The organism is Pseudomonas syringae group sp. J254-4, assembly GCF_032586855.1.
GTDB lineage: Bacteria > Pseudomonadota > Gammaproteobacteria > Pseudomonadales > Pseudomonadaceae > Aquipseudomonas > Aquipseudomonas amygdali.
Genome location: NZ_JAWHOO010000007.1, coordinates 114,813 through 140,655 on the forward strand (window position 1 = coordinate 114,813; position 25,843 = coordinate 140,655).

Below are 25,843 nucleotides of genomic sequence, written 5' to 3' on the forward strand. Positions count from 1 at the left end.
CCGCCGACGTTCAGTCCAGCCACGTATCTGAATGGCGGCACATGCTATGTAAAAATGGGTGATAAAATAGGTTATCGGCTCTTTCGATCTCAGGCGGGCATATGACGTTTTTCAGCAGGATTCGTGGTTTTTTCAGTAGACGGCACGTCGCGAGTGTGGTTGTGCGACCGATTACCCTGGTGAACGAGCGCACCGAATCGCAGCCTGGTCATTTCGTGTTTCCCGGTACTGACTTCATCGATCACATTGAGGTCGACGGCCAGCGTGTGGGTCAGATCGACTACAGCATCAACCCGCTGCGCGACCGGCTGTACATCAACATGATTGAGCTCAGGCCCGGTAGTCAGCGACAGGGCATCGGCTCTGCCGTCCTCTGGCACCTTTGGCAACTGCACGGGCTGCCCATCGTGCCGCTGTACGAATACACCACGTCGGAAGGTCTCTGGTGCCATGCACGAGCGCGCCTCGGCGCAGCGGGTGTGAAGATTGAGGCTCAGTTACGCGGTGTCAGGCAAATGGAGCTGGAGCAGGAGCGTTGGCAGCACCTGGTGCCAGAGCCGGAACATAAACGCCTGATCCGCGAGCTGATGGCTTCCCCTGAGTGGCCGGCCATCAAAGCGCGGCACGATGCGGAGCGAAATGCATGAGCGAGCTGGTGATGGCCAACACCGGGGAGCGGCGACTGACAGCACTGGAATTTCAGGAGCTGGCCTCAGTGCCGGCAGCCGTCGAGTGGTTCGCCAATATCCGCAACCCGCGCACGCGCCGTGCGTACCAGGCCGATCTGCGCGACTTCTGCAGCTTTGTCGGCCTGGCCGGTGCCGAAGAGTTTCGCGTCGTGAACCGGGCACACGTTTTAGCCTGGCGCGCCCAGCTCGAGCGACGCGCTCTTTCTGGAGCCACGATCCGGCGCAAACTAGCGGCGCTGGCCAGCCTCTTCGATTACCTCCTGGACAACAATGCACTGGCCGGGGGCAACCCGGTGCATGGAGTGGCCAGGCCCCCAGTTGAAAGCAATGAGGGCAAGACTCCCGCCCTGGGCGACGACCAGGCCAAGCGGCTGCTCGATGCGCCGGACGATGAATCGCTCCAGGGTGCGCGCGACCGGGCGATACTCGCGGTGCTGTTGTACCAAGGACTGCGCCGTGAAGAGTTGAGCCTGCTGCAGACCGGCGACCTGCAGGAGCGCCGTGGTGTGAAGCACCTGCGGATCCACGGCAAGGGCGGCAAGATCCGCTACCTGCCACTGCACCCGGTCGCGGCTGAACGGATCTACGTGTACCTGGTGCGTGATGGTGATCGAGCGCAGACGCCTGGTGCGCTTTTCCGCTCGCTGCGCGGCAAGACGTCCGGTACCGGGATTACCGGCAAGGGGGTTTATGGCGTTGTCAGTAAGTGGGCAAGCGCTGCGCAGATCCACGTGGACGGATTAGGCGTGCACGGCCTGCGGGCCACGGCGGCTACCAACGCGCTTGAACATGATGCCGACATTGCCAAGGTGCAGATCTGGCTGGGGCACGCAAACATCAGCACGACGCGTTTGTATGATCGGCGCGGTCAGCGACCGGAAGACTCTCCGACGTTTAAGGTCAAATACTGAGAGCCGCGGATTGTAGGCCCCTTCAATCACTACCACTCGTCGGAGAGTTAGGGTTGGTAGCTACTGCTTATTCCAAATCTCGAAATTTGACGGAAAGGCTCGTAGAGGTCTCCCGGATGCTTCCAGATACCTCAAAACACCATTTCTACGAAAATCGCGTAGTCATAAAAACCCCCGCGCGAGGCGGGGGCTGGGGGCGTCACTATCGATATCAGGTGGCAATGCAATTTTCTTGCGATTAACATCGATGCAACACATGACGCATACAACGGGACCTCGGAAATCTCAGAGTATTGCTGGTAACCCCCTTCGTCAACTCCTCTAGGGGGTTTACTCGCTGTCGTGTGGATATGTCAGGAGCCTAACCCTGATCCCATTCACTCTGAGAGGACATCGCCATGCTGCGATTCATACCTGAAGAGTTGATCAGAGCGCTGCAGACCGCGTACTGGTCTATTCGTCTGATTCGGCTAATCCAACAATTCTAAGTAACAGCGGCAGGGGCATGCGCCCCTGCTACCTTTCTGTTTGCATCTGTGACGATCCGTAAATCGACTCATTGGTAAGCCACGGCTGCGCCGTTGGGTACTGTTGCCGGTAATGCGACCCCTACGCTACCTGATGACGGTGTGACAAGATTGCCAGACGCCGCCGTGCCGATGGCCAGCGATCCATCAGTCAAATTGATCATCTCTGAAACAAGACCGGGAGGAGGGGATCCGAAGAACGCGTAACTTCGTCCAGCATCGATCACTCCATCCACTCCAGGGTAACGAGCGTACCAAGTGGGCAGAACCAACTGGTTATCTGCCACCCTGCCTGACGCAGCTTTGTGAGTGTATGCATACTCGGCCAAGGCATTTCTGTAGACGAGGACGTTATGAGCAATCAGGGAGATCTCCACGGTCTGGGAGCTCTGTTCTGCCTGGTGTGACTTCTCGTAAACCATTCCGAGCACTGCTGTAATCACCACCATTGCAAGCCAGTAAATGTTCACTCTACGTCCTCGATGACTGCTATGAGCCTGCTCAAAACTGGCAACAGAAAATGGTGGCGAAGTCGTTCTGGCCGATCACAATTCCCGGAGTGCTGCTGTTTCGTTGGCCGGAGCCAGTGGTGTCCCACCCGACTTTGGTGTATCCGACTGGGCAGGAATAGGTAGTCGCGTCATTTGCGTCGTAACCATTGATTGTCTGTGCCGTACAGGTAGGGGCACTTGAACCGTTCACTACCCAGACCTGGTTATCACAGGAAAGCGATCGACCCGTACTGGTGCGACCAACCATACCGTTTGCAGCACAGGCTGTGCCGGCAGTGGCTACGCCATTGAGTTGCAGGTATTCACCGACGGTCGCGCGACCTTCAGAAGTCACTGTCCCACCCCGGATGTTCCCGCCTGTGTAGAGGTTCTTGTCGCCGTAGACCCGTACCCAGTCCGAGTCACTCATGTACCAGCCACCGCCCCATTTTTCGCTGTACCAGCCGGTGTCGCCCTGAGTGCGAAACCAACCGCCTGTGACAGTCTCGCCTGATATGCGGGCAGCCGCGCCCGTGAGGTTGGCCGAGGCGTTCACCGACTGTGCGTATACATCACCTGCAGCGATGACGTTGCTCTGGGCTGTGACGGATCCTGATGCACTTACATTTCCCTGGGCTGTGACTGATCCCGACGCACTCACATTACCAGTGGCGTTGACTGATCCAGCAGTGTCGACATTCCCTCCAACCGTCACTGTTCCAGAGGCGTTCAATGCAGCTACATCGTTGACATTGTTTCCTCCCATACTGAGCGCCGTGTTCATGCGATTGAGTTCAGGCTTTCCTGGGATGGCGTTGCGGTACAGGTAGTCGTTGGAGAGCGTACCATCCTGGAGAAACAAGGCACTCGCAGTGTGGCCAACGCCTGGGTTGATCCCGTAGTTGCTCAGCGCAAGTTGCCAGCCGCCTCGTACTCCCTGAATAACGCCGGTGTTGTTGAACGGGATGAAGCCACCCGGCGCGCCCATATTTTCCGCAATCGTCCGTGTACCGATCTCATCGATAGCCTGTCCGCCGGTAGTGATCACGATGGATTCTAGCTGGTTGACGTTTACCCTTCGGGCAAGCACCACGAAGCGCTGACCGAATGCATTTGTGTCACTGAAGCTGGCTGGCAGATAGTTGGTGTTCCGTAGCATCTGTGGAGTAATCGTTGCGGGTGTGGTTGTACCCGCGGATCCATAGACCGTTGAGAAATTGTCCTTTAGGTATTTAGAAGCGGCCTCTGCGATCTGCTGCTGTTGCTGAGCTGCGATCTGATAGTTCTGCGCATCCATTCTGTCTGCGACCAGCGAAACGCCAATGGCCGACGCAATGGCAAAAATGATCAAGCCGAAGAGCAGCTCGACTATCACGAAACCGTTTGTTCTGGTCCGGCCGGGCTTGAAAAGATTCATCCCCAGATGCTCCTGTTCGATTGCTGATCCACATCCTGGCTAAGCATTGCGATTTGATTCGATCGGATCTTCTCGCGAATACCAGGGCCGTCAGGTCCAGTGAGTGAAAGGCTTTGGATCTTCAGATGCCTCATTGCACCTTCACCTTCAAGGGCAAGCGCGACTACCGCCACCAAACCCTGCGACAGGATTGATCGGACGTTGCTGATTGCCGGCTCCGCAAGAGTTGCTACTCGCTCAATCGCCTGCGGTACGGTTCCCGCGTGGACTGTGGTGATGATAAACAGGCCGTTGATCGCCGCTCGTACCGCCTGAACTGCTGTCGGGGTGTCTCTGATCTCCCCGATAAGCATCATGTCCGCGCCAGAGCGAAGGCCCCTCATCAGAGCCTCCTCATAACCCCCATTGCGTCTTGAAACTTGCATCTGGATGCAGCGACCAGGTCCGTGACGACCGTTCAAATCTGTCTCGGCAGGATCCTCTGCAGCCAACGCTATCCCACCACACGCAATTAGCCTGGCGATGATTAGCGAAGCCGCGCTTGAGGTCTTTCCAGTGCCCATCTCTCCACAGAAAATCACCAGCCCGCGCACATGCTTTGTAAGCAACGATTCGACCAGGTCTTCTGGAAAACCCAACTGGTCGAACTGCCGCACCTGCGCATTTGATTTGCGCAGTACGAAGACAGCCTGGCCGAAGGCATCGGGTATCTGAGTGACGCGAAGCACCGTCCCGTCTTTGATCAACGAGAACTCAGGATCCTGATGCACTTCGAAATGCTTGGAGCATTCCTCTCGTAAAAGCTGGGCGCTTTCTTTCCAGTTCTCCGGAGCCTCGACACGTCCGCTCTGGCCATCCAGGCCTTTTACGTCCGTGAAATCCGGCCCCAGATAGAGGTCTACAAAGGGCGTGTCGATGATCGGGCTCATGCTCAGTAGGCCGTCCAAGCGAGGGTGTTGCTGTCTGTAGTGCAGCCACTAGTAGCATTAGCAGAACTCACCTCGCCGCTCACAGCCGTGCCGCCATTGATAGCGGTGGTGACCTTATGCCCGCGTCCAATCGTCGTGGCCAGCGTTACGCAGGCATCTTGGGGCAAGCCCGATTCGGTGACTGTGAAGGTCATGCCATTGGCAACCACAGTGACCTGCCCACTCCAGGCGTTGTAAATCTTGCCGCCGGAGAAGGACATATTAGGAAGGCCCTTAATAGAGCTAAGCTGGGCGATCAGATCGGTCCCTGACGCTCCGTAACCGGCACTGCCTTTGAGCTTGCGAGTGTTGGCGATCAGTTGACCGACGTTACCTTGCTCGTTGTTGACGTCCGAACTGCCCATCGCGCTCCAACCGTTGTAAAGGGCGTAGCCCATCCCCATCAGGATAACGATGAGAACGAATAGCAATTCAACCGATATGTAGCCGATCTGGTTCGCCCGAGCGGATTGAGTGATGTTTTGCATGTGTGTGGTCCTGGGTATGTGGGTAACGGGTGTAGTGCTCAGTGCGTCATGCCCTGTGTGGCATTGCCGGTCATGCTGTAGGCTCCGACCATGACCAGCATCATCAACAGGCCGATCAGAACCATGGATACGAGGGACAGTGTCTTTGCGTAACGCTCGACCTGCTTCAGTGATATCTCCAACCAGCGAAGGCTGTAGCGGTGCACTGCAGCCGAGAAGCTCTGCGTGGTGGAGAGAACAATCAGAAATTGAATCGCTTCGTGGCCTGGAAATTCATGCCCGGAAAGATCCAAAGCCTCGCCGAAGTTTTTACCCATCCGAACCCCATAGTGAGCGGCTTCCAGGCGTTCACGCAGCCACGGATTTGCCCCGCGCTTTAACGTGTCCAACGCTCCGAGCGGATCGATATTTGCTCGCAGCATGACCGCGATATTGAGGAGGAAAGTTGAGCCGTGGAGCGCTTTGTAGATTGACCAGGGAGGCAATATCTCCAGCCGTGTCCGCCAAGGCCCACGGAAATAAGGCAGAGTGACGACGCTGGTGACAACCAGGACCACTACAAGGCACAAAGTCAGCAGCCCCCAGTTAGTCACAAAGGTGGCGATCATGTTCAGAACCATTGGTGCGCCGGACCAGGCTTCTGGGTTGGATGAGCGGCTCATGGCAGGGACCACCCGAGTGGCGACTACGTTCAGCAAGTAGGCCATCAAGCTCCAGACAAATATCGGGTACAAGGCCGTTGAGAGCACCAGGCTCATCACTTTTTGCCGAGCCTCGATGATGCGCACGCAGTCGCTGAATGCCTGGATCAAGTTCCCTGACTTCTCACCGGCGCTGATGACGGCGTGCTCCTGATAAGGCACCCAGTTAAGGCATGCCTGGGCCAGCGTCTTGCCGCCGTCCACAGCTTTGCCTATGCCATAGCTGGCAAGGGCGATCGGATGTCGAGCACGGCGGCCACCATCACTGTAGATTGATCCAATACGATCAAGGGCCAGGTCGAGTGGCACCCCATTCTCCAGCAAAGCGGTCATGCTGTCGTACAGCCGGATACGCTCATTGCCTCCGAACTGGTTTCTGTAAAAGCTATCTACAAGCCCAGTCCAAGCGTCCATCACCTTACTGAGCATAGGCTTCTGCCTCAGTTGACTCGGCATCCAGCATGTAGCTGTCAAAATCCAGTGGACCTACTACGGCCTCTGCCATACGCGGGTCAATCAGCCCCGCATTAATCTTGATGAGCGTGTGGGCAACCTTCGTGATACCACCCATGTGCTTGACCCAATACTGACGCGCAGCGCTTGGGCCATTCTTTCGGATCTCCTCCATGAACCGGTGGGTCGGGAGAATAATTTCTGCGACAGCGGCCCTGCCGTCCACCCCGTCACGGCATAGAGAGCAACCACGCCCGGTCAGATAGACCTGATCCAGCACGGTCATCTTTTCAAGCCGCTCGACCAGCTGCGGATCCAAGGTACTGATCTGGCTGTGCGCAGGCACGCGACACTTCCTGCACAGCGTTGGCAGCAAAGACTGGTTGATAAGGCCGACGATGAGTGTTGGGTCGGTGACCAGGCTTGTATCAGCCCCCATGTCGATCAGCCGAGGGATTGCTGCTACAGCGTTGTTGGTGTGTAAAGTTGTTAAAACGAGGTGGCCAGTCATACCACCGCGCAATGCTCCCTGAGCAGATTCTAGATCGCGAATCTCCCCGTACATAAGTATGTCGGGGTCGAGTCGCACGGAGTTTGTAATCGATTCTCCCCATGTCTCATTGCTGGCAAGAGGGGACTGATTTGCACGCATCGGATATTCGGGCGGGTCCTCAACGGTAAGGATATGTTTCGTGCCCTTGCATTCTTCAGCCAGAAGGTTGATCTGCACCTGGAGCGACTTCGATTTCCCCGATCCAGTCGGACCGGTCAATATGATCACGCCGTAAGGGAGGCTTCGAAGCCTCTTGAACAGCAAATTCTGTTGTGGCAGAAACCCCAGATCGTCTACGGACTGTTTCTCCTGATCGTCATAGATCAGACGCAGCACCATCAGGGGCCCGTCGACCAAAGGGCGTGTGGCTACACGGGCTCCGGACAGTCCCAATTGATCGAGGAAGGTGCGAGCTATGCGCGCGTCCTGTTTCAACTCCGGTTGATAGTAGCCCTCGGATTTGACGTCACACATTGAGTTGAAGAGTGAAGAACAGAGCTCATTTCCTACGGCGCTCTGGATCTGCCCGTACTCCCGCAAGAGACCGTCCTCACGGAACTTGATGTAGGTGATTTCGTGGCCAACGATGAAATGCACGTCGGAAGCGCGTCGTGCATGGGCCGCGCCAATGATACGAATCACCTCTTGCTGGCGCTGGGTACTGTCTACAGATCCGGCGAAAGCTTTGCCGACGTTTTGGTACAGCGACTTGATCTCGCTGAGCGTGCTGCTGATGATCTGAAACGGCACTCCGGCTCGGTCAAGGCGGTCCATAAATGCCATCACATAAGGGTCGTGCATGTGCTGAGACGACACGAGCAGTTCTGCTTCCTCGGCCATAGTGGCAGGTGCTAACAGGGCGACCAGCTGACGCAACTCGCTGGTGATATCCCCCAACCGCTGTCCCTCCGCAGTCAGGACCGTTCCGACCACGTCAGACTGCATGGCGATGGTTATCGGTTGCACAAGCGCGGTCGGTCGGGTGACCTGATGTGCCAACGGATCAGCCTCAATTTCTGGCTCAATTCGTACCGCGCCGCTCATCGCTGTAACTCCTGCGACATGCTGGACAGCGGACTCATAGCCGAGGGCTGGCCGGGAGTTATAGGCTTGAGTGTCTGCAGTGACATTTGGGGCGCGTCAACCGAACCAATGGGTGCCCTGGTCGAGAACCCTAGGGGATATCGGCGTCCGTCATGGCCCAGTACAACGCTGTCAAGGGACACGCTGATTACCTTGAATCCGCCTGGCAGCTCAGCATTGCCAACTGATGCATCGACCTCGAAACCACTTCCATACAGCAACGTGGCATACAGGGCGTTATTCGTCCTGAACACGGTCTTGACCACCGGCAACTGCGGTGCGGTATTGCTGACCGGGGCGGGCATCGTGTAAGCGGTCTGCGATACTTGAACCGGCGCAGACGTAGATGTCTTGCCCCCGTTTACGATGTCTTCCTTGGCACGAGCTCGCGCCGCCTGTGCTTTGAAGAGAAGGGTTTCACTCTGCACCTGGGACAGCTCGCCAATGTTGATCCGACTGATGTCGGTGGGAGATGGATCGGCCGCGACGGCCATGTTGCCGGCGGCTACGCAGGACAACAGAAAGGTCAGCAGAATTGAAGCGCGAGTGTTAATGCACATAGAGGTCACCTATGACGTTCCAGGTTAATTTGCCGTCTTGAAAGTCGGTTTTGATTTCACGCAGGCGCATTCCAGTGCTTTGCACGCCTTGGAGAACAATCGCTGGCGGCAACAGGCTCGTGTAGCGGATTTCGAAGTGTCGATAATCCGGGGGCGGTGGTGGTGGAGGCGCTGGTTGGCCAGGCAACGCTGGTGGCTGGACAACCGTCACAGGTACTTCCGTGATCTTGGGCTGCAGGTCTTGGGCTTGCAGCCATGAAGTGATGCTGTCCAAGGCCTGCGTGGCAGGATTCAGAACGTCATCACCCGCAAGCGGCAGCTCGAAGGTGAGCTTCACAGCGGCCTTGTTGCCCTCGTCGTAGAACGCGGGCGTATCAGCAAAGTAGCCCGCAGTAGCAGCGGTGAAAGCCATCGTGGTGCTGTTGCCAGTGCGGTTGTAGTTGGCCGACATCAGCGTCCCGTCGCATTTAGCGGAGACGAATAGCCACCCTTCGATTGCCGGTAGTAACTGGTCGATTGCGCCGTTACAACCTTCAAGAAAAACTGGGACAGAAGGCTGTTTTACCCACGGATGCACAAGCGCCTCGATCACAACTGGTGAGTTTGTTCGCTGGTTCAGGGCATCCAGTTCAGCTTGCCTTGCCGCCTCTGCCGCTTCCTGCGCCTGGCGAGCAAGTTGCAGCTTATGTTCGTTCCATTGCTGCCACCCAATCAGGCCGGCCACGACCAACGAACCAATCACCGCGGCTTTCAGCAGTTCCTGTCTGGACAGGCCGAATGCCAGCGGTGTCAGCTTGTATTCGCGCTTGAGATTTGAAGGCTGCAACAATGTATCTGGGTCGAATCGTTCGCCACCGCGAGCAAACTCCGGCGGGAGAAAGATCTTGTCGAAGCTCATCGAGCGGCTCAGCTGCTGAGCCACCTTCTTTTTTATTTCCTCACTGCTGCCTACCAGGTCTGCTCCCGGGATGACCGCGCCTCGGTACACTGCGACCAAGGCGTATCTGTCATCGGCGTCCTCGATCCTCCAGGCAGCCAGCCACGATGCGCCCAGTTGCCCAGCGAGTGATGCTGCAAGGGAATACATGCCTTTGACTGCGCCGTCATTCTGCGAAACGAACCCGGCCTGAATCACCGACTCGGTATGCCTGATGGCGACAATGTCCATTTCTTGGGCGCGACCGAACTGTCGTGCTTCTTTCATGTAGCCAGTAAGGCTACCCAACGGGTGCCACAGTAGGCCTGTCACGAAAGATCTACCGTGATAAGTCAGAATCTGAACTTTGCCGTCGCTGGGCAATTGAGCGTGCGGGGCGCGCTTTCGGAACAGAGAGAACGGGTTCGCCATGTCAGTTGGTCACAATCGGGGTGATCAGCACCACCAGAATGCTTTTTGACGAGGTGCGCTTACGACCACCGCCAAGACCGAAGAATCCAGGTGAACCTGTGCCGATCTTGTCCGTGTTGTCGCTGAGCTCCTCAAAGCCCGACAGGATCAATGTCTGACCGCTGCGGAGCTTCACTTTTGGCGACAGACTTTTCGCATCGTAGTTGGGGATCTGAACGCTGGAGCCGTTGCTGGTGAATGGCTCGAAGGTAGGTTTGGAGCTCATGTTGATCGAAACCATGAGCAGCATCTCATCGTCGTCCATCAAGCGTGGTTGCAGCGTCATGTTGAAGCCGGAGGTGATCGTGCCTGGAGTAATTGCCGTACTGGAGCCCACTGACGCAGTGGTGTTGGTTTGAACCGATGGGATGTAGCCTTGAACGTTGCCGATCTGCAGTGGAGCAGGCTGCAGGTTCAATGTGGTCACAGACGGCGAGCGAACATTCGAGATCCGGGCCTGTTCTGCGATTGCCTGGATGATCGCGTTGGAACCTGCCCAGGCGGAGTTGGCTGTATCGACAATGCCTACCGAGCCCGAGATAGCGCTGGAGCTGATGCCTGGCACAGTATTCGACAGAGACAGGCCCCACTTTGTGCTCAGCGAGTTGTAGACGGCCGCCCAGTTCAAAGCCAGCTGATCGGTGTCGGTCAGAGTCGCCTCAAACACCTTCACATTGAACAGCACCTGTTGGGTGATCGCGTGGTTGGTCTTGGCCAGATAGGTCTCAACGTTCGAAAGCACGTCTGGCCGGTCTGTCACGGTCAACGTCCCTGTCGAGGGCGACAGATACATGCGGCCAGGCGGCGACGTGCTAAGCATGGCCCTCACGTTGCTCTGGATGTCAGTCAGGATCGATGTGTTGAGTGTGACTGTCGTGCTCTGGTTGCTGCCCGAGTCACCTGAAACGCCCGAAGAACTGCTTCCTGAGGACGATCCGCTCGACGAACCACTGCCCGAACCTGAGGAGGTGGTCATACCGGATCTGACGGTGCTTTTGATTTCCTGCACGTCACCAAATGCGTAGACGTCGAACACCTTGGTATCGAAATAGCTGACCTGCACTGACCGTGAGTTGGGATTGAATCGATAGGTGAGTCCCAGCCGCGCGGTGACGTCATCCAGCAGACCCGAAGCTTTCCCTGAGTAGCGCAACCCACTGACGAGATTCGGTGTCAGCATCGATGCGAAGTCAGAGCTTCTGCCCTGAGAGGCCTGCGCCAAGTTGGAGCCGCCTGTAATGCCTGCAGGCAAAAGCCCGGCCAGGCTGTCAGGGTTGGGGGCTGTGCTGATCGGAGGAGCATTGTTGCCTTGGGCAGGTGCATTGGCGTTCAGCAGGCCAGGATTGAGCGCATCCGGCGAGACAAGTACGGGGATGCCGCACTGGCTGGAAATGTACTGGGCAATTTCAGCGATTCCGACACTGCCAGCAGGCCGGTAGGCGACCTCACAGTCATACTTGGAGGGGATGCCTCGTCTCGCAACAACTGGCTGCGTTGAAACCCAGGGTTTATCGCTGAATATCACTGTGTCGCGGCGTTCCTGCTGCTGCTTGTTACGCTGGATAGCTACGTAACGGCCGGCAGAATCGGCGGTAGCCTCTGCCCGTGCAGCAGCTTCATCCACCCGTTGGACTGAGCAGGCTGATGCCAACAAAACAGCGAGGCACAGAGCGGTCTGACGCATGAAGGGCATGCTCATTTTTTCCTCTCCGATACGTGCAGAACCTGCTGACCATTTCCTTCATTACCGTCCACCACAAAGGACCGTTTGGCGTTGTCGTAGAGTGGGAATATCTGCCTGACTGCCGAGGTGAAGGAGCCTGTAAAACTCAATGGTGCTTCGATGGGGTAGTCCAGATCCTCCGGCACCCAGATAACCTGCCAGCCGGCCCGCTTGGCCCAGTCTTCGACCGATTGACGCAAGGTACTGCCCACAGGCGCGTTCCACGTTTGCTGTGGCGCAACCGTTGCGACGGGTTTCGCTGCAGGTTCAGGTTTTGTCGGAGCCTGGCTTGTCGAAGCGATGCTCTTGGTGACGGTGGTCTGAGATGTGGCCTTCGCCGGAGCCGCGCTCACAGGAGTCGGCTTTTGCTGTGTAGGGGGGCCTTCCTTGGCTGGGGTGCTGATGGATGCAGCTGGTTGCGCTTTTGCCTGCGTGACGACCGTGGTTTGCGATTGCCCTGCAGGCGATGTGGCCTTGCTGAATGGGGTTCCGGTTGCCGGGGCAGTTACAACGGTAACGGCTGGGGAGGTGCTGGCTACCGAAGTTGATCCAGTGCTGGCCGGTTGGGCAGGTTGAGCCAGTGACACGGGCTTAGACGTCTCCGGCAGTTGGTAACCTGGCCGCAGTACAAAACAGACACCGCGCGTGACTTCGTTGACTTTGACCTGCCATGCCGGGCCGGCCAGTACCTGCAGCGTGTTGCGCAGGCTCATTGGCCCGAGCTTGTACTGGGCAGCAGGAAGGGGGCGTGTGAACAAGATGTTTACGTGCCCGGTGCCCGGTGAGCACAAGGTGTAGCCTGAGCGGCTGACCACATACTGCATCGCATCCTGGACGGACGGATGCATATTGGCCGGAATGCTGACATCGATGATCTGGGCCATCAGGTCACGCTGTTCGGCTTCTGGTGCGGTATTCACCAGAGCGTATCGACCATAGCGGACCATCGGCTCCTGGCCGGACTTTGCGCCACTTGAGTACAGGTCTGGCGAGAGCAGCTCAGGATTCTGGCTGCTGTCGAAAGCAGGTCCAACCGGTTTGTCCGCTACAGACGTGCATCCGGCGAACAGCGCGAGTATGGAAAGTGTGGAAAGCTGCCTGATCATGTGTGCCTTGACCCCATTTCTTGATGGTGGCCAAGGTGCCAGCGCTCAGGTTGCAAAGCACTGCTAAACCCTTAACGGATCGATTCTGGTTATTTGAGGAGGCGAGGGGATACGTGAGGGTGGGAGGGCGTTAGTAGGAGCCCTCCTGATCAGTCAGCCCGCCAGTTGACAGAGCATAGCGCTCTTCAGCGAGGTACAGACTTCAGCTTGAACGGGCGTTTGTTCTGATCATCATCTGCAGAACCATGCACACAGCACCGGCACCAAGTGCGGAAGCGATGAGCGGCGCGAAATCTTGAGCCAAGCGTAGTTGGTCGAAGTTTGGGATCTGCATCTGATACACCATGGAAAGCAGGACGTAAGACACGATGAACAAAAAGCCGCACCCGTTAAAAACTTTAGAGAATCTGAGCAGTACAGGGTCCAGATTTGAAACAATCGATTTGAGCATGAGGAGCTCCCTCGGCAGCTTGGCGTGTGTGCGGGATGGCTAAGATTGGACCAATCATAGCTGCTTTGGTAACACCCGTCATGATGTCGCCCAAACCACTCAGAGAATTTAAGCAAAGCCTTATTGTTCGATTCTATTGGGCAGCGGGGGGGGCAATACGGAAAGGAGGGCAGTAGCGGCCACCCTCCAGAAAAATTGATCAGTCAATCAGCTCTTTGAGCTTTGCATCGATATGGTCATAAAAGTCTTTGCGCTGGCGTGGATTTGCCACGAGCTTGCACGCAGAGTGAAGAATATCAATTGCATCCTGCTCAGATATCTCATCTGCATCAACTGACTTTTTCAGTTTGGTTTTATACACCGTTTCGAGCTCGTTGTAATCGCCATGCTGTCCGCAGGAAACCAGTTTACCGTCGTTCGTTCCGTTCGGAACTTCATCTTTGTAGGAGTACAGCGCGTTAATTTCGGCAATAGTTTTAGGCTTGGCCATCGTCGTTCCTTGAGAGTACATCCGCCTGGATATTCAGGCCTCAGCAACATAGCTCAAAAGCATGGCAACCTGCCACAGTGGATTAGAGGATCTCGGCAAGAGCCAACTTGCTCGATTCCTCCGCTTCAGGATCGATCAGATCGCTGGCCAGGGCGCGTTTGTCCATGAGCATCTGCCACAGCTGCTGGTCGATAGTGTCCTCAGCTAAAGGGATTTTGACTACAACCATGCGTAACTGCCCGTTGCGATAAGCCCGATCCTCAGCTTGGTCCTGCAGCCCCGGTGTGTATGGAAGCCCCAGAAAGAATACATAGTTCGCCGCTGTCAGGTTGTAACCTGTGCCGGCGGCCGACCTGGTCCCGATGAACACCCTGCAGTCCGGATCCTGCTGGAAAGCATCAATCGCCTTCTGTCGTTTCTTGGGCGAGTCACTGCCTACTAACGTCACACACCCGACGCCCATCTTGAGGCAGTGTTCACGCAACGTGGCCACGGATTCCTGATACTCGCAGAAGAGGATCACCTTGTCGTCGACGTCCAGCTCGGCCATCAGATCCGCCAAGATCCGTACCTTCACGCGCTCGAGCAGTTGACGCAGTGCGCCCAGCCGTGCGAATCGGTGCTGGTCGCTTCGCATGATCTGATTGTACTCGTCACGTTCTATCTGGCTGAGTATCACCGGCACAGTCTGGCGCTGCTTCCCCTTCAGGTTGGGCAGCACATCCTTGCGGCGACGAAGCATCCAGTCAGATATCTCATCCCTTAGCGTCTTGCGAAACTCAGGACTGCCGGCGAATCGCTCGCAGAACTCGTTGAGGGGCAGTTGACCTATTGGGTGGCCTGAAAGCCTGAGCAGTGTGTGCAGCTCCGCTTCGCGATTGAGCACTGGCGTGCCCGTTAGCAGGTAGCGGTTTTGTACTTGAGCCGCGATGTCGAAGCCGTGGCGTGTCCATGCAGCAGTGGGTTCCTTGAGTCGGTGAGCCTCGTCAATGACCATCACCGCGAAGTGGTTCGCGTGCATGACAAAATCGCCCAGTCGCTCGTAGTTCACGATGATCCATCCAGCGTTCGCATCAAAGGTTTGCATGGCGATCTGAGCTTGGGGAAATACCATCAGGATCTCGCGCTGCCAGTTGATGATCAGGCTGTTGAGCACTATCACCAGAACCGGTTTGCCTTGGGCACGTATACCAGCGGCAATCACCGCCTGGCGAGTTTTGCCCAGCCCCATATCGTCGGCCAGTAGCGCGCTCGTGCGCTGCAGCAGGTGCCTGATACCTGCTGGCTGATGATCCATCAGCGAGAATCCTTGCAGCGCCTCATCGATCTCGGCGCTGGTCAGCTCGGTGTTTTTGATGGAGGGGACAGATGCCAGGTAGATACCTGAGTCTGAAATTTCCTCTTCGCTTTTGGTCGACTCCGGAGAGTGCCCCCCCAGACGGATGCTCGTGACCTCACTCACCGCCTTGACCGACCCGTCAGCGAGCAACTCCTGCAGCGTGTCCAGAATTTCAAACTGCTCTTCGGCCAAGCCCAGTTCTAGAATCAGGTTGCTGCGGACCAACTCTGCTGTGCCCTGCACCCGCCAAGCTTTGCCCGCCGACAGGAACACCCCACGCATGCGCTTGGCGATTGCTACTGCACCAGGATGAAAATCTCCCGACAGGATCACACCGCCTTCCGCCAACGGCGCGAGCCGGAACTTCATCCCCCAGGTGAAAGCGTCACGGTGCACATCAGACTGGGCAGAGGTGATCCTGTCTCTGAACGCTTGCCAGCTCTCGATGTGTTGGCCATCCGCAAGCTCTGCCAGCTCCCGGTAAAGCACATCGAGGTCATCGAGCAGCTTGTCCTTGGGCACGCGCCAAAATTGATTTAACGGGTGATCAGACCTCCGTATGAAAAAACCCCTCCGGCGAAGCAATAGCTTGTTGGCACCTTGGAGGTAACTGAGTGACAGACCGAAGTCGTAACCATCGAAAACGGCTTTGCGAAGCAGGACCGGTCGCTTGTTTATCAATCGGGGCGAGGGCATGATCAGAGCCTCCTGCCCATGTACCGCTCTGCCCAACCGACAACTTCTTCCCCAAAGTGGATATTGTAAATTGAGGCTTTGTCGGCGTAGCGATCCAGCTTCTTTGCTAAGTTGGGCCAATCCAGGTTCGTTGCGATTCGTCCACTCCGGACGGAGGCCAAAAACCACTCGACAGCCTTCATCGATGCAGAGTTGGGCGCGGGTGTTTGGTTACTGCTATCTCTGATCTGCGCGAGGCGAAGATGTTTGAGCGTATATTCCGCTGTCGCCGCCTCGTTGCGAGAAAGCATCAGCGTGATCTCAATCGACGCTACTGGGTGATCATCAGATCGGATCGACAATAGCCTGCAGTCGCCCGAGTACGCGCGATAGTCGTAAGTGTCAATGCAGTGACCCATATAGGAATGCTCCCGATCCAAGTCATCCGGGCAGAGCAATTCAACTATTTTCAGCCCAGTCGCAGCACAAGTGATGGGACCGTGGTCATGAAGAAATCCCGGCCATCGAGTCAATGAATCTGATGGATTCGGCGGGATTTCCCGCTCCAGCCTCGTTCTAATATCAGCGAGAGCGGCGTGGAAGGCGTCAACGAAATTGGACAGCTGTCTGTATGTCAGCAAGCCGATGAACTTGCGCAGACGCTTTCGTGTGCCCACTGTTTGGCGGTTGCCCACTCTGTCCAGGTTATTGAAAAGCTCTCTGAGGTCCACCAGCTTCGCAGCGATTTCAGGCCATGCCGTGTCAGCCCAATCAGTTGGGCAGCCCTTCATGAAATTGTTCATGTCACCCAACGATACAAGCACCTGCCACGGTATTGACGATTGAAACGAGTAGAAGGCCCGCCATTCGGTCTTGTTCGTCGGGCGGCGGTTCCCCAACTGCGCACCGGCAATCAGAGCATTCCATCCAGAATCCAAACCCTCAGCGTTCAAACGTGATAACGCACTTCCCGTATCGTAGACTCGCTGTTGGCCAAGGAAGGTAATCGCAGACTTCGGTGCTGTGAACAGCCACGCGAAAACGCTATTTAGAGGTAAGCCGGTGTCCACTGCTCGCCCCAAGAACGTATCCGCGTCCAATGGATATTCACCTTCGCAGCAAAAGCAAAACTCTTGGAGGCTCACCCAAGGGCACGGTACCGGTACCCGATGCTCCGGATCGGTGGGCCAAGACACTCCATTACTAACGACTAACACAGGAACTAACACCGGCTGTGCTTTCAACGCCTGTAGACGTCGTGTGCGATCACCTTGAGCGAGCCAGTTGTAGAGTTTGGCGGAAGGACACTGTACAGAGCGCACTGCATGTAGCAATTCTTGGTCAAGACTCTGACAAAACCTCTTCAGTGTCGCGCCGATACAGGTGATGTAAAAACGATTACGTGGAGCGTAAAAACGGTTGTTTCTGCCTTCTGAATTAAGCACCCCTGAATTGTATTTCACCAGCGGTTTGATGCTAAGTACAGATTCGTTACGCGCCAAGTCCCGTGCATGTTTGCAGAACGACGTCAACAGTGCATCCGCACCATCATGAGTAATCATCTTATGAGCCAGCTTCAATGCACGGCTCGTCGTCGGTGCATGGACCGGGACTTTTATTTTCTCATCAAAGCGTACCGCGGAAATCAGATGGCCATCGAAGTATTGAAGCTGCCTGCCGACTCGCGCCACTGTCGGCCGTGTCACCGAGTCATCGTTATGGAGAGCAACGCACCAGCATCGAGTTGACGACGTGTGGGTGAGGTAGTGCAGCATGAACTGATCGCGTAGTTCCGACGGTACGTCAAAATGATCAGCCCAAGTCATAGCAACAGCACGATGACGCTCTGGAAATTTCGCAATATCGAGAAGAGTTTTGACGAATTTTTTTTCGCGAATAGACTCTGCGGTCATGAATCAATGAGCTCAAAGTGACTTGAGGCAGCACTGTCCTAGACCTGATCTGCGCTCGCCATGCGTAACCGTAAACGAGAGGGAGAGTATTAATCGCGCTGAGTCAGAAATTGAAGCTTTGTTGTTGCTCCTGGGCAAACCCCTTTAGCCACGATGCGCGCATAGCTGGGTGCCGGTAAGGGCATTCGTGGAGAGGGATGCCTTTAAGCGCCGCTTCAGCCCCCGCGAGCATCACAGCATGGTGAGGGTTGTTGAATCGACGCCGATCCGAAGTCTCGTGCGTCGCTGTAGGAGTTGTTCTCACAACTGAGGATTCCCGTGGAGTAGATCGGATACATCCAAGACTTCACGAACGAGGCGTTTTTTTCAATCTTCGAGGTATTCAGCTGTCGCCAGCTCCTGAGCTGCCCTCCGAGCTTCTTGGACATCTAGGTCGTTCATACGCGCTTCAAACAGCTCATTGAGCGTGATTTCATCCCCCATTGATCTTCCGCTCAACTCCCCTCCATTCCTGACAATCACCTCATTCAATTCAGTAGCCAGGGCTGTCCTTGACGCGGTGTCGTTTGGCATGCGGATGACATAGGTAACAAAGTTATTGAGACTCATGAGTTTCGACCAGTGAGAGGTTTATCGTAACTTGGGATTGCCGAGGTGAGCGATTCTTTCACCACAAGCTCCACGTACAGGGCGTTTTTTCTCCGGGGAGAAAACAGTTCAGAAGGAGCTGCCTGCTGGTGAGGAACGACGCTGATCAGTTTCGTTTCCACCAGCAGCATCACGCAGAGCGCGCGATTTTTCGCTCGGATGCTCTACACCGGAATATCGTCGTCGAAATCCAGCAATGCATCGTGGTCGTTCTGCGCTGGTCGGGCAGGTTGAGTCTGTTGAGCGCGCGCCGCCTGTTGAGTCTGGGACTGGATTAAATGCACGGCTTCAATTCTTGCTGGAAGGATCGCCACACGTGAAGCCTGCACCTTCAACGCAGTAACTTCCTCCCCATCTTTGGTCCAGGTATCCATGACCGCCCGACCATGGATCAGCACCCTCATGCCTTTCTGATAAATGTTGGCATAGTGCTCTGCGTCCTTATGCCAAAGCTCTACGTTGGCCCAGAATCCGCCCCGGTCCTCATAGCCTTTCCCATCGCTTTTAGGTATCGAGTTATCGAAGTAAACGTTCAGCCGTAGCAAACGGCGCGGATCCTTGTTGCCGTTGGGGAACTCCTTGAATTCTGCATCAGAGCCAATGTTACCTTCCCAATCTACTGATGTGCCCATGTTAGGACTCCTTCGGGGTATGCGGTGTAGTGCCGCTGGATTGTGAGATCTGTTGCAGCCGTCCTGTGTAAACGGCATCTGCCTGGGCCATCTTTACGGCGCACTCGGCGGCCTGACGGCCGATGGTATGGACCAGACTTATTTGCATATTCAAAGCGACGCGCTGCTGTTCCATGGAGTGCAGATCCTGGAGCAGTGATTCGGGTGTTCTGGGGTCGGCCAGCAAGTTGGACCAGACATTGACGCCCATCTGGCGCGTCCCCATTTCCTGCCAGCGGAGAAAAACTGTGCCAGCACTTGTTCGTTGCCGAACCATCCGGACAGGCAGAAGGGTGTAGGGATGTCTGTTCGCCTGGGCCAGCACTTGATCTTCGGCCAGCGCATTCAAATCACCTTCAAGGGACCGGCATAACTCCGCCAACTGGAGCATTCCCCCCTTACCTTTAAAAGGTTTTAAAAGGCCTTTTAGGAAGGGCGCGTGTTGCAGTCCGATGAAGGCATCCTGTTGCAGGGGTTGGAAGGCACCCTGTTGCAGACTGTGACCCTCTTGAGTCTGATACGCAGTGTTGGCCGTCACGCTGCTCACTTGTCGGACTCAGGATCAGGCATGTCTTGGTGGGGCAGGCCCAGCGTGATGGTCTCCTCGAAGCCATCCTCGTGATCGTCATCATTGATCGTGGTAGTTGATGTCGCGGCGGCGGACGGCGCGAAGCTTGATTTGCGTGTTCCTTCCAGGATGTCTTGGGGGATTTCACCAAACGATGCGTACATCTCACGAGCCTGTTCGGAACGTGCGTTCTTTGCCGCAAAATCATCCCGGCTTGCTCCCGAGAACTTCCAGCGCTGACTCAGGCCGAAAAGACGACGCAGTATTGCGGCCCCCTCATCGAGCCACTGGCCTTTGGCGTTGTTGTCTATAAGACCGACGTGGCTGGCCAGCAGAATGCGCCGCACCAGCTCGTCGTAGGCCGTGAGCAAGAAGACCGCTTTGAACGCCAGCGGCGTGGATAGGAACAGCGGCAGTGTCACCGGTTGCACGGACAGGTTTTGGCCAATCGACAGCATCGGGGGCAGTGAGGCCATAACCTCGTCCAGCCTGGCGTCGATATCTTTCATTTCCTGTTCAGAGGCTTCGATCTTTTCTTCTATAAGGATCAGAAACCAGTCCGAATAAGGATCGTCCTGTTCACAGCCACGCTTGATGCGATTGAGGATGTTGGCAAAGCCGCTCAGGCCGATCATGCCAGGCTTGCCTTCGGTGCGTTGACGACCAAACCAGAGGCGCGAGGCATGGTGGGTGTGCAGGGTCAGGTTGACGCTGCTTCGCAATGAACCGAGGTTGAGCTGAAAGTTGTCAGCCATGCTGAGCGCTTCCTTTATAAGAAATGATTGATAGGGCGAGGCAAGACTGCCTGCGCGTACAACTCAGGGTCAGTAACAAACCGTTTCTTGATCGGAATGGTTTTTTGTTGGAGACCCTGTTTTTCGGGGGCTGGCGAATGGAGTCACCCTGACCGGCGTTCGAAGTGATTCCAGTGGAATCACCTTGGTCGGTGCTCGAAGTGATTCCAGTGGAATCACCCTGACCGGCGTTCGAAGTGATTCCAGTGGAATCACCTTGGTCGGTGCTCAAAGTGATTGCCAGGGAATCACCGTGGTCGGTGCTCGAAGTGATTCCAGTGGAATCACCCTGACCGGTGTTCGAAGTGATTCCAGTGGAATCACCGTGGTCGGTGCTCGGAGTGATTCCCGGGGAATCACCCTGACCGGTGTTCAAAGTAATTCCAGTGGAGTCACAGTGATTGCCGTGATGGCAGCATTCAGTTGAGCTGTTCAACCCTGCGATCTCGGGCGGATTAACCGTTTGATGTCCATCATTGAGCTGCGCCCGGCAGCAAGTGAGGACTCGTCGCGATCTTGGGGCGAAACTTTATTCACGAGAGGCGGGGGAGTCGGCTTGGGTTGACCAGGTTCGTTGCCGCGAGGTTTCGGCTGAGGTGAGTGCACCTGTGGATTTTGAGATGACGCTTGAGGTGCCTGCCACTGGGCGTTGAATTCGCCACTCAGGGCTTTTTGCATGCAGCTCAACAGATAGCCGAATGGGTTCTTTACGGATCCGCTATTGCAACGATGACGCCATTGATCAAGCAACGGTTCCCGCAGTGACGGCTCAACGCTCTGCAATGCGGTTACTGCCCTGAAACGTTGATCCTCGGTAAACCTTTCAAACCCTGCTGGTAGATCGGCTGAAGCGCCCAGAGCCTCGCGCGGTACAGAGCTTTTACATACAGATGTATTTGTATTCGTATACGTACTATATGAGTTCGGAATCCGAACTGTGCCGTATGACGCTGATTTTAGACTGAGTTCGGATTCCGAACTCGGTCTGTCGAGATTCGCTTGCTCACTAATTTCACTGAGTTCGGATTCCGAACTCAGTGCCGGAGGCTTGCTTTCTTGCTTAGTTCGGATTCCGAACTCAGGCTGGTCTTCTCCGCGATCCTTGGCCTTCGGTGCATCATGCCAACCCTGACTCCGCCATCTACCCTCAATGACATCAAGCCGCGTGGGCAGTACGCCTGTCGATTGATTCGGGTCGGCTGCGAATTCCTTGAATGCCAAATCTGCCACGGTCCTGACAGCTTTATTCGCATGATCGAGGGAATGGCCTACAAGCAACAGGTAGTCGCGATCAAGCTCCATGGCCTCAACACAACCAACCGGTTCGTCATGCAGGATGTAGACGTTTCCCTGCACTCGACCACTCAGTGAGTCTCTCACTCTCCGCCCGAGACTAAGCCAGCGCGTCAAGCGAAGCACCGTCAGAGCCTTCGCTACAGTCTCTCTGGATGCAAACTTTCCTGGTACTGAGCCCAGGTATGGACGCAGTTGTTCATAAGTTGGAAAGGCAGTGATGCCATCTGCGTTGATAAGCAATCTGAAAACTTGCCAAGCGTTGCGCTCAAGCGGTGACAGCCGATCATCAAGCAGGAGACTTCGCGGCACTGTCTCATGTGGATTCCCACTGAAAACGATACCGTCTAATGTCTCATCAGCCTCTGAGCCAGCAACCGACTTCTTATTATCTGAGCCAGTGCTCTGCTGTTGAGCCAGCTTTAATTGCTGGAGCAGCAGATGATTTTGTAGAGCCCCGGCAGCGGCATTAATGGCTCCCCCCAGAGAAGGGCGCCGGTTCATCCTTATCACATCCGGTCGCCTTCTACCTTGCCAACGGACTTGTTCGCCTGGCTTTGACCTGGCCGGCTCCGATTAGCGTTTGCTTTCGACTGTTGACGAGACTCCCCCAGCATTACGAGGCTTGCCGATTTACGCTTCTTGCCAGTGGGGTATAGATCCTGAGCCAGCCATCCTTGAATCTTGTTCCAGACGAGGCCCAGAGTGATCTGGTCCGAAGGCAGGCTGTGGGGTTCTTCAGGAGGAACGTTTATTTCCTCTGTTAGCATCATCGCGATATCAAGTAATGCGACACCATCCGTATGATCCACGCTGTACTCTTCCATCAGCTGCACAAACCTATGCCAGAGAGGTGCGTCATCGGGAATGTCTCTGAACCGCCCTGGGCGTCCAGGAACACCTACCAGTACCCGTTGCAAAGACACTTCCTGGGGGGACATGCCGAAGAACTCCTGCAGCATTGGAGTAGTCGCCCCTAAGCGAAGCGCGCGCTGCACTATTCGGTTTTCCTGATCGGTGCGCTCCTTGTTCGCTAGCAGACGCTTCACCATGTCCGGATCAACTGCCACTCGGCACCAGATAACTGCAGAGTTAAGCAACACACTTTGTGATGAGGGATGCTGGAGCAGTGCCAGAATTTCTGGGTCCAGTCCCATATCAAGGCAGCGCCTCACCTCACCGTTGCGCAAGTGATGCAGAATTTGCGCGACCATGGCTTCGTTGAGGGGGTTATGTTTTTTCGACATGACCAAACTCCTGTCTCACAACGTCGGAAAAAAACCTCATGGGGTCTGAACCACGCTGACGCTCCCCATCTCCAGCTCCACCAGCCGTCGGCCAAGGCGAATCAGTCGGAAAAGCTTCACGAGACAGGTATCGTCCAAACGTCCTTGGAGAATTGCTTCACGGTCTTCGTATCTCGGGCTACCTAACAGCAACTGGGCCAGCGCGGCGGTGAACTGAAACTCGGACACATCCAGGGGTTGCTCGGGGGACTCTTTGATCAAGGCAATTGCATATACCCCACTAATCGACTGGAGAAGGGTCAGTACGTTATTGGCCAGATCGCTGAGGTCTACATCTTCAGGAGGGTCTTGGCAGAGGAAGCCCAAACCACCTGGGACATCAATCACGCTGTCTGGGTTGATGCCTGACAGGTGGGCGATTTCCCGGGCGAGCTGAGCGATTACCGGCCGCAATTCATCCGGCTGGTCGAGGATACGTTCGATGTACCAGACGTCAGAGATAGGATGTAACCCACCCGCTTGGACGGGTATCGAAATCAGCGCATTTGTCTTGAAGTCGGGCAGATTTTCCCCATCGAGGGCTGCCAACTGCCGCTTTACATCCTGCACACGTTCAGTGGTGGATATCGGGCTAACGATATGCCCGGCAAGCCTTGCTGCGCGCTCCTCCTCGGTAAGTTCGGGAGCCTGAGGCGGTGGCTTGTCAGCCTCGTTTTTTGAGGACTTTGGTGATACGTCCTGTTTGCCCTTGTTTTTGCCAGGCTCAGGTGGGGGAGCCTGAATGCCTGGTTCCTGTTGCTGATCGCTACCCGGATCGTCACCCTCGGGCGGAAGACCTTCAGGTCGAGGCTGCTGAGCTGGCGTCAAACTCACTGGTGTATCGATCACAGATGAACGCCGTGCTTGGTTCTGATTTTCACTCAGTGTGAGCAGGAGCTGCTCATAAGACAGCCCCGTTCCCGACTGCATGTGACTGATCAGCTCATCCTGAACCCGCTCGTATACGAACTCGCTCGCATCCCCATCGAACAGCGAAAGTACGTCCTGGAACAAACCTTCGAAGTCAGGGATGTGTTCTTTCCCCTCTGTATGCGTGAGCCAGGTCTGGCCAGCAGCCTTGCGTAGCGAAAGGAGACGCTCGATCTGAGGTTTTCCTAATCCGGAATAAAGCGCACTGGGTATGACAGGGAGAAGGCAGCGAACCGTATCCTGCATCTTGCTGATATGTGACTGGGAAACCGGATAGCCATCGGCACTAAGCTTCCGGACCAGCTCTCTTTGAGAAATGGGCTCACCAGCTTCTTTCTCGTAAATGGCACGAGCATTTTCTATACCCACAGCTCTTTCGATGAACATCAGAGAACCGCGAAGATCGTTCTCCGAAAGGTGACCTGTGAGCGCGATAATCTCCCCACGTGCTGAATCCCAAGGCCGGAACAGGACATTGTGCCGATAGAAGCGGTCTTCGCCGGTTTCGCTGTATAGCTCCCGCAGAATCTGCAGGCGTGTGTTGCCACCGTTGTTGATTGTGAATTTAATTTCGCCAGGTCGACGCGTGACTGTAGGGCGATGATCCAGGCCGCGCTGCCTGATGGAATCTTTGATCTCTTTGTACTTCGCATTGGTCACGGTGCGCGGGTTTTGCTCGAAAGCTTTCATCTCGTCCAGGGTGAGAACCATGGGCGTATCTACAATCGGGTCTGGCAGCTGATCAACTGTGGGGCCAGAACGACTGAATGAGCCTTGTAACAACTTGCCCGAGATTTGATCTGCAGTGAGTTTGCTAGCCATGATTATTGGCCCACCTCAGGAAGTTGGATGACGTTGCCGGTCGAGGTTTCGGCTTTCAGCAGCACATCGATCACAGCTTTGAGCCTTGCGATCTCCTGGTCTTGACGAAGAGTCGCGTCAAGCCGGCTGATGATTTCTGAGTTCATGGAGCGATGGTTCGCTTTTGCAGCCCCTCGAACACGACCGCGCATTCCTATAGGTAGGCGGATGACGAATTTCTCGTCTTTGTCGTCCTCACGAATATTCACGGCTTCGTTACTCAACATGGCGATCTCCAATCTGGCTTTGGTTTTGTGCGCGGCGCAATTGAGCGCGAGCATTGAGGCCGGCCCTGTGGTCGCTGGGTGTGAAAGAAGTGAAGATGGGTGAACACCCACCTTTGGTGAACTTGATATGTCCACCATGAGTGCGATGCACTGCCCATCCCTGTGAGATGGCGAAGTCAGCCAAGTCCTGCAGGGACTTTTTCCTGCCTCGAAGAGAGGTAGATGTATTGCTCATGACCGCGCCCTCGCTTTTGTAAAAGCAGCAGAGCGGAAAGGGATCTGATAGCGACGAGCTATGGCTTCACAACGCTTCCGCGTTTGATTGATCGTTGCAGCGGCGGACGCCAGTGATGCCCCTGCTGTGCAGTGGGCTTTCAGCAGTCGCGCCAGCTCTGTGTCGGTCAGATCGTTTGTTTTTTTCCGCCCACGAGTGGTGGTATCCGCCTTCAACTGTGCGGTTTTTTCAGAATTGATAACGAACGAGCTGTCATTCGAGCGCTGGCTTGCTTCAACCTGGTTGATAGCGCCCCCACGACTTAAGTAATCAGCCATCGCCTTCTCGATATCGCTCCGGAGGCGCTCTTTTTCCCGGTCCGACTGGACAGGCAAATCTTCTTCAGTGGTGTGATATAGCTGCATG

Annotated in this window: 27 protein-coding genes; 2 read left to right on the plus strand and 25 right to left on the minus strand. The window is 55.6% G+C overall.

The window, feature by feature from the left end; all coding sequences use genetic code 11:
• Positions 1–161: 161 nt before the first annotated feature.
• Positions 162–647, plus strand: a complete 486-nt coding sequence (locus RYB09_RS11265; protein ID WP_316888417.1) for a GNAT family N-acetyltransferase — start codon at positions 162–164, stop codon at positions 645–647.
• The gene (locus tag RYB09_RS11270) at positions 644–1,600 is read left to right on the plus strand and encodes a tyrosine-type recombinase/integrase (protein ID WP_316888419.1); all 957 of its coding nucleotides are present in this window, start codon (positions 644–646) and stop codon (positions 1,598–1,600) included. The genes RYB09_RS11265 and RYB09_RS11270 overlap by 4 nt, the downstream gene beginning before the upstream one ends.
• Positions 1,601–2,156: 556 nt before the next feature.
• Here the strand turns inward: RYB09_RS11270 and pilM are convergent.
• From pilM to RYB09_RS11395, 25 genes are all read right to left on the minus strand, one after another.
• A complete protein-coding gene (pilM, locus tag RYB09_RS11275) occupies positions 2,157–2,597 on the minus strand; it encodes a type IV pilus biogenesis protein PilM (RefSeq protein WP_016981096.1) in 441 nt (146 codons plus the stop codon).
• A gap of 31 nt (positions 2,598–2,628) precedes the next feature.
• Positions 2,629–4,035 (minus strand): shufflon system plasmid conjugative transfer pilus tip adhesin PilV, encoded by a 1,407-nt coding sequence (pilV, locus tag RYB09_RS11280; protein ID WP_316888421.1) that lies wholly within the window; start codon positions 4,033–4,035, stop codon positions 2,629–2,631.
• The gene (locus RYB09_RS11285; RefSeq protein WP_316888423.1) at positions 4,032–4,964 is read right to left on the minus strand and encodes an ATPase, T2SS/T4P/T4SS family; all 933 of its coding nucleotides are present in this window, start codon (positions 4,962–4,964) and stop codon (positions 4,032–4,034) included. The genes pilV and RYB09_RS11285 overlap by 4 nt, the downstream gene beginning before the upstream one ends.
• 2 nt (positions 4,965–4,966) lie before the next feature.
• Positions 4,967–5,491: a type 4 pilus major pilin gene (locus RYB09_RS11290; protein WP_005734830.1), complete on the minus strand. Its 525-nt coding sequence runs from the start codon at positions 5,489–5,491 to the stop codon at positions 4,967–4,969.
• Between the two features lie 38 nt (positions 5,492–5,529).
• Entirely contained in the window at positions 5,530–6,621 is a 1,092-nt protein-coding gene (locus tag RYB09_RS11295; protein ID WP_005783238.1) for a type II secretion system F family protein, read from the minus strand.
• Positions 6,611–8,242: a GspE/PulE family protein gene (locus tag RYB09_RS11300; protein WP_316888427.1), complete on the minus strand. Its 1,632-nt coding sequence runs from the start codon at positions 8,240–8,242 to the stop codon at positions 6,611–6,613. Before RYB09_RS11300 ends, RYB09_RS11295 begins: the two co-directional genes overlap by 11 nt.
• Entirely contained in the window at positions 8,239–8,841 is a 603-nt protein-coding gene (gene pilP, locus RYB09_RS11305; protein WP_316888429.1) for a type IV pilus biogenesis protein PilP, read from the minus strand. Before pilP ends, RYB09_RS11300 begins: the two co-directional genes overlap by 4 nt.
• Entirely contained in the window at positions 8,831–10,189 is a 1,359-nt protein-coding gene (pilO2, locus tag RYB09_RS11310) for a type 4b pilus protein PilO2 (RefSeq protein WP_316888431.1), read from the minus strand. The genes pilP and pilO2 overlap by 11 nt, the downstream gene beginning before the upstream one ends.
• A 1-nt stretch (position 10,190) precedes the next feature.
• On the minus strand, positions 10,191–11,927 hold the full coding sequence (locus tag RYB09_RS11315) for a PilN family type IVB pilus formation outer membrane protein (protein ID WP_316888432.1): 1,737 nt from the start codon (positions 11,925–11,927) through the stop codon (positions 10,191–10,193).
• The gene (locus tag RYB09_RS11320; protein WP_316888433.1) at positions 11,924–13,057 is read right to left on the minus strand and encodes a TcpQ domain-containing protein; all 1,134 of its coding nucleotides are present in this window, start codon (positions 13,055–13,057) and stop codon (positions 11,924–11,926) included. Before RYB09_RS11320 ends, RYB09_RS11315 begins: the two co-directional genes overlap by 4 nt.
• A 202-nt stretch (positions 13,058–13,259) precedes the next feature.
• Complete coding sequence (locus tag RYB09_RS11325) at positions 13,260–13,508, minus strand: hypothetical protein (protein WP_016981103.1); 249 nt, start codon at positions 13,506–13,508, stop codon at positions 13,260–13,262.
• A gap of 199 nt (positions 13,509–13,707) precedes the next feature.
• The gene (locus tag RYB09_RS11330) at positions 13,708–13,998 is read right to left on the minus strand and encodes a hypothetical protein (protein WP_316888437.1); all 291 of its coding nucleotides are present in this window, start codon (positions 13,996–13,998) and stop codon (positions 13,708–13,710) included.
• Between the two features lie 82 nt (positions 13,999–14,080).
• Positions 14,081–16,033 carry a DEAD/DEAH box helicase gene (locus tag RYB09_RS11335; RefSeq protein WP_316888438.1) on the minus strand — a complete coding sequence of 651 codons (1,953 nt, stop codon included), beginning with the start codon at positions 16,031–16,033 and terminating at the stop codon, positions 14,081–14,083.
• Positions 16,034–16,035: 2 nt separating this feature from the next.
• Positions 16,036–17,925 carry a hypothetical protein gene (locus tag RYB09_RS11340; RefSeq protein WP_316888440.1) on the minus strand — a complete coding sequence of 630 codons (1,890 nt, stop codon included), beginning with the start codon at positions 17,923–17,925 and terminating at the stop codon, positions 16,036–16,038.
• A gap of 103 nt (positions 17,926–18,028) precedes the next feature.
• Positions 18,029–18,229 carry a CrpP family ICE-associated protein gene (locus tag RYB09_RS11345; protein WP_074321440.1) on the minus strand — a complete coding sequence of 67 codons (201 nt, stop codon included), beginning with the start codon at positions 18,227–18,229 and terminating at the stop codon, positions 18,029–18,031.
• A 62-nt stretch (positions 18,230–18,291) separates the two neighbouring features.
• Positions 18,292–18,534 (minus strand): hypothetical protein, encoded by a 243-nt coding sequence (locus RYB09_RS11350; protein WP_316888446.1) that lies wholly within the window; start codon positions 18,532–18,534, stop codon positions 18,292–18,294.
• Between the two features lie 203 nt (positions 18,535–18,737).
• Complete coding sequence (locus RYB09_RS11355) at positions 18,738–19,205, minus strand: single-stranded DNA-binding protein (protein WP_316888447.1); 468 nt, start codon at positions 19,203–19,205, stop codon at positions 18,738–18,740.
• A 1-nt stretch (position 19,206) separates the two neighbouring features.
• The gene (locus tag RYB09_RS11360) at positions 19,207–19,791 is read right to left on the minus strand and encodes a DUF3158 family protein (protein ID WP_316888449.1); all 585 of its coding nucleotides are present in this window, start codon (positions 19,789–19,791) and stop codon (positions 19,207–19,209) included.
• Complete coding sequence (locus tag RYB09_RS11365) at positions 19,788–20,567, minus strand: PFL_4669 family integrating conjugative element protein (RefSeq protein ID WP_004396423.1); 780 nt, start codon at positions 20,565–20,567, stop codon at positions 19,788–19,790. The genes RYB09_RS11360 and RYB09_RS11365 overlap by 4 nt, the downstream gene beginning before the upstream one ends.
• A gap of 471 nt (positions 20,568–21,038) precedes the next feature.
• On the minus strand, positions 21,039–22,403 hold the full coding sequence (locus tag RYB09_RS11370) for an STY4528 family pathogenicity island replication protein (protein ID WP_316888453.1): 1,365 nt from the start codon (positions 22,401–22,403) through the stop codon (positions 21,039–21,041).
• A 5-nt stretch (positions 22,404–22,408) separates the two neighbouring features.
• Positions 22,409–23,146: a DUF2857 domain-containing protein gene (locus RYB09_RS11375; protein ID WP_004396419.1), complete on the minus strand. Its 738-nt coding sequence runs from the start codon at positions 23,144–23,146 to the stop codon at positions 22,409–22,411.
• 36 nt (positions 23,147–23,182) lie between these two features.
• Positions 23,183–24,937 (minus strand): ParB family protein, encoded by a 1,755-nt coding sequence (locus tag RYB09_RS11380; protein WP_316888456.1) that lies wholly within the window; start codon positions 24,935–24,937, stop codon positions 23,183–23,185.
• Between the two features lie 2 nt (positions 24,938–24,939).
• Positions 24,940–25,257 (minus strand): Arc family DNA-binding protein, encoded by a 318-nt coding sequence (locus RYB09_RS11385; protein WP_316888457.1) that lies wholly within the window; start codon positions 25,255–25,257, stop codon positions 24,940–24,942.
• Complete coding sequence (locus tag RYB09_RS11390) at positions 25,193–25,438, minus strand: hypothetical protein (protein ID WP_316888459.1); 246 nt, start codon at positions 25,436–25,438, stop codon at positions 25,193–25,195. The genes RYB09_RS11385 and RYB09_RS11390 overlap by 65 nt, the downstream gene beginning before the upstream one ends.
• Entirely contained in the window at positions 25,435–25,842 is a 408-nt protein-coding gene (locus RYB09_RS11395; protein ID WP_316888461.1) for a hypothetical protein, read from the minus strand. The genes RYB09_RS11390 and RYB09_RS11395 overlap by 4 nt, the downstream gene beginning before the upstream one ends.
• Position 25,843 lies beyond the last annotated feature (1 nt).

Excerpts from the sequence above, each read along its gene's own strand:
- RYB09_RS11270 (WP_316888419.1), top strand. The coding sequence starts at position 644 with ATGAGCGAGCTGGTGATGGCCAACACCGGGGAGCGGCGACTGACAGCA.
- pilV (WP_316888421.1), bottom strand. The coding sequence starts at position 4,035 with ATGAATCTTTTCAAGCCCGGCCGGACCAGAACAAACGGTTTCGTGATA.
- RYB09_RS11285 (WP_316888423.1), bottom strand. The coding sequence starts at position 4,964 with ATGAGCCCGATCATCGACACGCCCTTTGTAGACCTCTATCTGGGGCCG.
- RYB09_RS11290 (WP_005734830.1), bottom strand. The coding sequence starts at position 5,491 with ATGCAAAACATCACTCAATCCGCTCGGGCGAACCAGATCGGCTACATA.
- RYB09_RS11295 (WP_005783238.1), bottom strand. The coding sequence starts at position 6,621 with ATGCTCAGTAAGGTGATGGACGCTTGGACTGGGCTTGTAGATAGCTTT.
- RYB09_RS11300 (WP_316888427.1), bottom strand. The coding sequence starts at position 8,242 with ATGAGCGGCGCGGTACGAATTGAGCCAGAAATTGAGGCTGATCCGTTG.
- pilP (WP_316888429.1), bottom strand. The coding sequence starts at position 8,841 with ATGTGCATTAACACTCGCGCTTCAATTCTGCTGACCTTTCTGTTGTCC.
- pilO2 (WP_316888431.1), bottom strand. The coding sequence starts at position 10,189 with ATGGCGAACCCGTTCTCTCTGTTCCGAAAGCGCGCCCCGCACGCTCAA.
- RYB09_RS11315 (WP_316888432.1), bottom strand. The coding sequence starts at position 11,927 with ATGAGCATGCCCTTCATGCGTCAGACCGCTCTGTGCCTCGCTGTTTTG.
- RYB09_RS11320 (WP_316888433.1), bottom strand. The coding sequence starts at position 13,057 with ATGATCAGGCAGCTTTCCACACTTTCCATACTCGCGCTGTTCGCCGGA.
- RYB09_RS11325 (WP_016981103.1), bottom strand. The coding sequence starts at position 13,508 with ATGCTCAAATCGATTGTTTCAAATCTGGACCCTGTACTGCTCAGATTC.
- RYB09_RS11330 (WP_316888437.1), bottom strand. The coding sequence starts at position 13,998 with ATGGCCAAGCCTAAAACTATTGCCGAAATTAACGCGCTGTACTCCTAC.
- RYB09_RS11335 (WP_316888438.1), bottom strand. The coding sequence starts at position 16,033 with ATGCCCTCGCCCCGATTGATAAACAAGCGACCGGTCCTGCTTCGCAAA.
- RYB09_RS11340 (WP_316888440.1), bottom strand. The coding sequence starts at position 17,925 with ATGACCGCAGAGTCTATTCGCGAAAAAAAATTCGTCAAAACTCTTCTC.
- RYB09_RS11350 (WP_316888446.1), bottom strand. The coding sequence starts at position 18,534 with ATGAGTCTCAATAACTTTGTTACCTATGTCATCCGCATGCCAAACGAC.
- RYB09_RS11355 (WP_316888447.1), bottom strand. The coding sequence starts at position 19,205 with ATGGGCACATCAGTAGATTGGGAAGGTAACATTGGCTCTGATGCAGAA.
- RYB09_RS11365 (WP_004396423.1), bottom strand. The coding sequence starts at position 20,567 with ATGGCTGACAACTTTCAGCTCAACCTCGGTTCATTGCGAAGCAGCGTC.
- RYB09_RS11370 (WP_316888453.1), bottom strand. The coding sequence starts at position 22,403 with ATGAACCGGCGCCCTTCTCTGGGGGGAGCCATTAATGCCGCTGCCGGG.
- RYB09_RS11375 (WP_004396419.1), bottom strand. The coding sequence starts at position 23,146 with ATGTCGAAAAAACATAACCCCCTCAACGAAGCCATGGTCGCGCAAATT.
- RYB09_RS11380 (WP_316888456.1), bottom strand. The coding sequence starts at position 24,937 with ATGGCTAGCAAACTCACTGCAGATCAAATCTCGGGCAAGTTGTTACAA.
- RYB09_RS11385 (WP_316888457.1), bottom strand. The coding sequence starts at position 25,257 with ATGCTCGCGCTCAATTGCGCCGCGCACAAAACCAAAGCCAGATTGGAG.
- RYB09_RS11390 (WP_316888459.1), bottom strand. The coding sequence starts at position 25,438 with ATGAGCAATACATCTACCTCTCTTCGAGGCAGGAAAAAGTCCCTGCAG.
- RYB09_RS11395 (WP_316888461.1), bottom strand. The coding sequence starts at position 25,842 with ATGCAGCTATATCACACCACTGAAGAAGATTTGCCTGTCCAGTCGGAC.